We start from the raw sequence: 5,355 nt of genomic DNA on the forward strand, positions 1-5,355 counted from the left end.
TGTTCGACTTGATCGAGCATGTCATTGATTCCCCATGCGACACTTTGCAATACATGATCTTCCGGTATATTGGTGATACGGTCCGAGAGGTTTCCGCTTCCCGCTTTGATCAATACATCACGTATTTGTCGTATCAGAGTATCGTTGAAAATCTTTTCGCATCCCTCAGAAGGCGATGTCGGCAAAAACATTCCTGCGACAGCGACGGCGACGATAGCAGCGGCAACGACCGGCATACCGTTAAAGCCTATTACCGCAGCACTACCGATAAGTCCTGTAAAATAAAGTCCCGCTTGTCTATTGTTGAAGCGAGAGAATAAATTCATCATAGTCCACTCCCTTATCATTGAGTATTTTTTCTAATAAACGTTGTGAGCCGTTCATACCGTTTTTGTGTTCTTCTAAAAGCAGCTGTGTATACAGTGAGGGGATGATTTCCATAGCCTTTTGACTTGGTTTTCTCCGGACGGAATGAAAATCACGAATCATCCCTTTTTCATCCAATGTTGCCGTTGCGTTTGCAAAAACCCAGTAATAAGAGCCGTCTTTGCAAAGATTTTTTACATAGGCGAATATCTCTTCTTTGTTTTGTATACGTTCCCATAACAATTTAAAAACCACTTTAGGCATATCAGGATGTCTGAGAATTGAGTGCGGAGAGCCGATCAGTTCATCTTCTTCGTAACCGGATATCTTAATAAAGTATTTATTGCCGTAAATGATTTTGCCGCTCTTATCCGTTTTCGATACGATAAAATCGGAAGCGTTTAGTCTCTTTTCATTTTGATTCGGTGTCGGTTTCTGCATAAAATCCTCCTATCGTTTTTTCATTCTATTCCTCCAAACCTTAAGAATAAATGACGAATTATTAAATGTGTTTAGAATATGGAAAGTGCCATTTTTAGGCGTATTTTGATGTTATTTTGAATGAATATAAAATAGTCTGAAATTGTTTTGTGTTTTTGATTGTTAATTGAAAAACTTAAATTAATAGTTTCAATAATTTATTATTTTATGCATGTTGAAGAGATATAAACAGTTTAGATTTGTTCAAATAATCGATAATGATTCTTGCCGGAATTTTTTGCCGTATACATTGCTTTATCAGCCTGACGCAACATTTCATCTGCATTCTCGGCATTGTCGTCGGGATAAATACTGATTCCGATACTTGCCCCGATGGTAAGAGATAGATTATTGATAGCATATGTTTCGTTTAAACTTCGGATAATGTGATTGGCTATTTTCGTAATAGTGAGATTGTTCTGAACACCGGAAAGCAAGATGACAAATTCATCACCTCCCAAACGCGCTACTCTATCGCTTTGTCTGATAGAGTTTGTCAGTCTCAAAGCAACACTTTTGAGCAGTAAATCTCCTATGTCATGTCCGTAACGATCGTTAATTATTTTAAAACCGTCAAGATCTAAAAACAAAACAGCTATCACCGTATGATTCTCTTTAGCTTTATCGAGAGCCTGTGATAATATTTCCATTAACAGTTTTCGATTCGGTAAACCGGTCAAAGAGTCCGCACGTGCTTCATTTTCGAGCATATCTACGGGCTGTGTGATGGAGTTAGCTATTTTGAGCGAAGCGACTAAACCGAACAGCAATAAAACAAATGAGGTGATAATAATACTGTTTCGGATCGCTTCCAAGGGTTTCAATGCTTCTTTATAGTCGATTTTCGCAACCAGGCCCCAATCGGTACTCGGAATGTATCTCCATGCGGCAAGAATTTTTTCTCCTCGATAGTCGATCGATACGCCGTCTCCGATGTTTCCCATCGTGCCCATGATCACCGGTCTTGCTATGGTGCCGTTGATTTTGACTTTCCTCTTCATCCCCGCATTCGGATCGTGTCGTAGCGGATTTAAAAATACGATTTCATTTCCCAGACGTTTTCCGAGGAGTGTTTCTCCGGTTAGACCAAGACCTGTGTAGTCTTGAATTTCATTAAAAAACGTATCTGCTGAAAACTCCGCAACAATGACTCCTAGAAGCTGATGATTCGAATCTAAAATAGGAGACGATGCATAAAATATATAGGTACTTTTCATCGGTATACCTACCATTTTAGACCGGTAGATATCGGAAAAATTGAGAGATATTTTTCCTTTTTCAAAAGCATTAATACAATACGAATTAGGAAAAAAATGGACATTTTTATCGGTTGAAGCGATTAGATTGCCTTTCGGATCAAAAATGTAAATATTGTTGATCTCGTTGTCGTAAACATACTCGTTCAGCTGTTCTCGAAATAGCTGCTCAAAATGGATGTCACCGATTGAATCAAAAGTCAAAAAATACTTAGTGTAGGGAGAATTTTGAATTAGATGCATATCGTTTGTTATCTCTTTGTAATAACTGTCTATTTGAAGGGATTTGAGTTTCGCTATCGCCTGTAGGTGAGAAAGCTGAGAAGAGATAATTTGCTGCTTAATATTATGATAGCTGTATAGTGCAATAAGGAGCATGGGCATAAATGTAAAAAATAAAAATAGCCATAGCAGTTTTACTTTAAGCAATTTGGCATGTATATTCATTTTCTTCCACCCGGTGAAATAAACCATTATACATAAAATTATGTTTTTAGATGCGCTAGATAAAAAAAGAGGAGTTTAAAGTGGTGACCCCAAGGGGATTCGAACCCCTATGGCCAGAATGAAAATCTGGAATCCTAACCATTAGATGATGGGGCCACTTTAAAAAAGAAAAGAAACAGGTTAAACCTGAGCCGAAATTATAATGATGGATTGCTGAAAAAAAGATAAAACAGTGTGAACTTCCCGAATTTTCGGGAAGAGGGGAGATTAGTCGTTGTAAAATGAGCGAAGTGCGCGGATGATAACGGCATTTTTAGAGATGCTTTCCGCTTTTGCATTGTCGTCAACCAGCTCATATACGTCAAGCGGCAATGAAATAGAGAATGTCTTAGTTTCAATTTTTTTACGTTTAGATACGAGGCTGGTAATGTTTTGTAGCATTTCCAGAATTTTTTTCGTATCGATAGGTTTTTGGATGAAGCTATTAACTCCAACTTCGATTGATTTAGAGATTTTTTGGATATCGTTGCTTGCAGAAATCACGATAATGATTTGGGATGGATTAATAGTGCGGATACGTCGTGCAAGTTCGATACCGTCGATTTCCGGCATAATGATATCAACAAATACGATATCCGGATTTACTTTTTCGTACATACGTAATGCTTCGGCACCGTTATAGGCAGAAGTAACGTCTGCAAAAAAGTTTTTAAAAGTCGAGCTAAGCAAGTCATTTGCAACTACTTCATCCTCAACAACCATTGCTGTTAATTTTTTTGTTTGCTCTGTGAGCTGAATCAAATCGACATTTGATGACATTGTGTATCCTTTTGGTGATATGTTAAAAAATAACATTGTGGTTAATTGTTGTAATTATAAGAAATATTTTTTAGCTTAAGCTTAAAAAAAATAACTCGAATAAAGTATGAACTAAAAAGATTTTTGCTATGAGAGCGTTTGATTCACGAAGAGTATTTTTTAAACTGCTCCAGCCACTCACGGTTGGACTCGTTTGTAGTTTCCTGCTGGCGCAATATGGAATCAATTATTCCGAGTAATGTTTTACGGTCTAAGAACTCCATTAAAGATGGATCTATATAGGTTTCTTTAACACCCTCGTAACGGTTAAGAAGAGTTTGAATGTCGTTTATAAGCTGTTCTTTTGTCGATTCCATAATCGAATATTATCGTCTCGCTACTGAATATTTTATTTTGATGATGACAAAGCGATGAGACAGCTTTTTTATAATTCGAACGGGAATCGTGTTTCGACACAATAATTTTAGACATCGGAGTAGTTGCCGTTTATGCTTACCAATATAAATAATGCGCTTTTATCAAAAAATATTACATGCGAATATCAAGCTGTAATCCAATGCGGTGATCGAAGAAGTTATTATTATGAGGCGTTGGCACGTCAACGTATAGGTTTTGAAAAATCGGAGACACTATTCAATGCTATAAAATGGATTACGAACGGAAAAATATTGGGACATTTAACTCAAAGCATTTTTTGGCAGACATATAAAACATTCGCACACCGCGAAGAGGATTTTGCTTTAAACATTCCGGTTCATGTCTTTTTGGATAAATATTCTTATCACAGTATTGAATCTATGATTAGGAATATGGATATAGGAAAACGCGTTATTTTTGAAATCGTTATAGAAGAGTGGATCGAACATCTGGCACTGATATCGCCGCTGATACAAAAATTGAAAGAATACGGCGTGCGATTTGCCGTCGACGGTTTCGGAAGCGGCAAGATGATGTTTCATGATCTCAAATTGCTTCATATCGATATAATCAAGGTAGAAGGGATCCTTTTCAAAAGCTGGATCGAATTGCAATGGGGCGAAACAGTTGTCGGACAAATCGTCGAATTTGCCCGTATGCATAATATGACTACTATAGCCAAAGAAATCGATTCTCCGTTCGCATATCAAAAGGCTTATCAAATGGGGATGGATTGCATGCAGGGATTTTATATCCACCGTCCGTGCGAATTATAAATATTTTGTGAATATATATCCTACATTTCGGACGTTTTCAATTTCAATATTGAGTTTTTTACGCAGCTTCAATATCGTATTTCTCAACGTTCCTTCGTTGATATCGTCAGGACAGTTCCATAGATGTTCGAAAAACGTTTCTCTCGAAACGACACATCGAAAGTTTTTAATCAAAAGGCCCAAGACAATTCTTTCATAATGGGAGAGCAAAAGCATTTCGCCGTTATACATGATCATTCCATCGTTTGCAACGGTAAATGGGTGACTTTTTGCAGATTGTTGATGGTCGGGAAAATGATTTTTGACAATCATGAAAGCAGCGATAAGGTTTTCTTCGGAAATCGGCTTGATAAGATAAGACAGAGGTTTCAGATCAGTTGCTTCCTGAATAGTATCCATATCTTTGTATGCGGTCAAAAACAAAAAGGGAATTTCTTTCGTCTTTAAATAACGGGCGACATCAATTCCATGTTGCGCACCTCTGAGATTGATATCGACGATAGCACAGTCGATATCGAGCGTATCGATCAGCTTTGTCGCGTCATCGTAACTCTGGGCAATCCCGAGAATCTCAATGTTTTGCGCTTGCACAACGTCGGCAATAAATTGAGCAACCAGCCATTCGTCTTCAACAATCAACAACCGCATTAATAGCTTTCGTCACTGAAAAAATGGAGTTCGACGTGATCGTGTAAAACGATGATTTCACCTTTCATTTGCTTAATAAATTCCTTTATCATTGGCCAACCCAATTTCGGAAGGCCGAATATGGATACAGCGCTATTCTCAAACGT

General features: G+C 37.7%; 6 protein-coding genes, 1 tRNA gene and 1 pseudogene. 1 reads left to right on the forward strand and 7 read right to left on the reverse strand.

Features of this window, described 5'->3' with window-relative positions; genetic code table 11:
* The 6 genes and pseudogenes from Q0389_RS13140 to Q0389_RS13165 form a co-directional block, all read right to left on the reverse strand.
* Window positions 1-329: pseudogene (locus tag Q0389_RS13140) on the reverse strand (hypothetical protein); the annotation flags it as partial.
* Window positions 298-807 (reverse strand): PAS domain-containing protein, encoded by a 510-nt coding sequence (locus tag Q0389_RS13145; RefSeq protein ID WP_298694899.1) that lies wholly within the window; start codon window positions 805-807, stop codon window positions 298-300. The pseudogene Q0389_RS13140 and the gene Q0389_RS13145, both read right to left, overlap by 32 nt.
* A 233-nt stretch (window positions 808-1,040) precedes the next feature.
* Window positions 1,041-2,480, reverse strand: a complete 1,440-nt coding sequence (locus tag Q0389_RS13150; RefSeq protein ID WP_298694901.1) for a diguanylate cyclase — start codon at window positions 2,478-2,480, stop codon at window positions 1,041-1,043.
* Between the two features lie 150 nt (window positions 2,481-2,630).
* Window positions 2,631-2,705, reverse strand: a tRNA-Glu gene (locus Q0389_RS13155).
* A 111-nt stretch (window positions 2,706-2,816) separates the two neighbouring features.
* Window positions 2,817-3,368, reverse strand: coding sequence for a response regulator (locus tag Q0389_RS13160; protein ID WP_298694903.1), 552 nt, complete (start codon window positions 3,366-3,368; stop codon window positions 2,817-2,819).
* Between the two features lie 143 nt (window positions 3,369-3,511).
* Complete coding sequence (locus Q0389_RS13165; protein WP_298694906.1) at window positions 3,512-3,724, reverse strand: hypothetical protein; 213 nt, start codon at window positions 3,722-3,724, stop codon at window positions 3,512-3,514.
* 132 nt (window positions 3,725-3,856) lie between these two features.
* On the opposite strand from Q0389_RS13165, the gene Q0389_RS13170 reads away from it, so the two are divergent.
* Window positions 3,857-4,561, forward strand: coding sequence for an EAL domain-containing protein (locus Q0389_RS13170; protein WP_298694909.1), 705 nt, complete (start codon window positions 3,857-3,859; stop codon window positions 4,559-4,561).
* Here the strand turns inward: Q0389_RS13170 and Q0389_RS13175 are convergent.
* Window positions 4,556-5,209, reverse strand: a complete 654-nt coding sequence (locus Q0389_RS13175; protein ID WP_298694912.1) for a DNA-binding response regulator — start codon at window positions 5,207-5,209, stop codon at window positions 4,556-4,558. The two genes, Q0389_RS13170 and Q0389_RS13175, sit on opposite strands and share 6 nt — an antisense overlap.
* Window positions 5,210-5,355: the final 146 nt, after the last annotated feature.

The organism is uncultured Sulfuricurvum sp. (assembly GCF_937936435.1).
Classification (GTDB): Bacteria; Campylobacterota; Campylobacteria; order Campylobacterales; family Sulfurimonadaceae; genus Sulfuricurvum.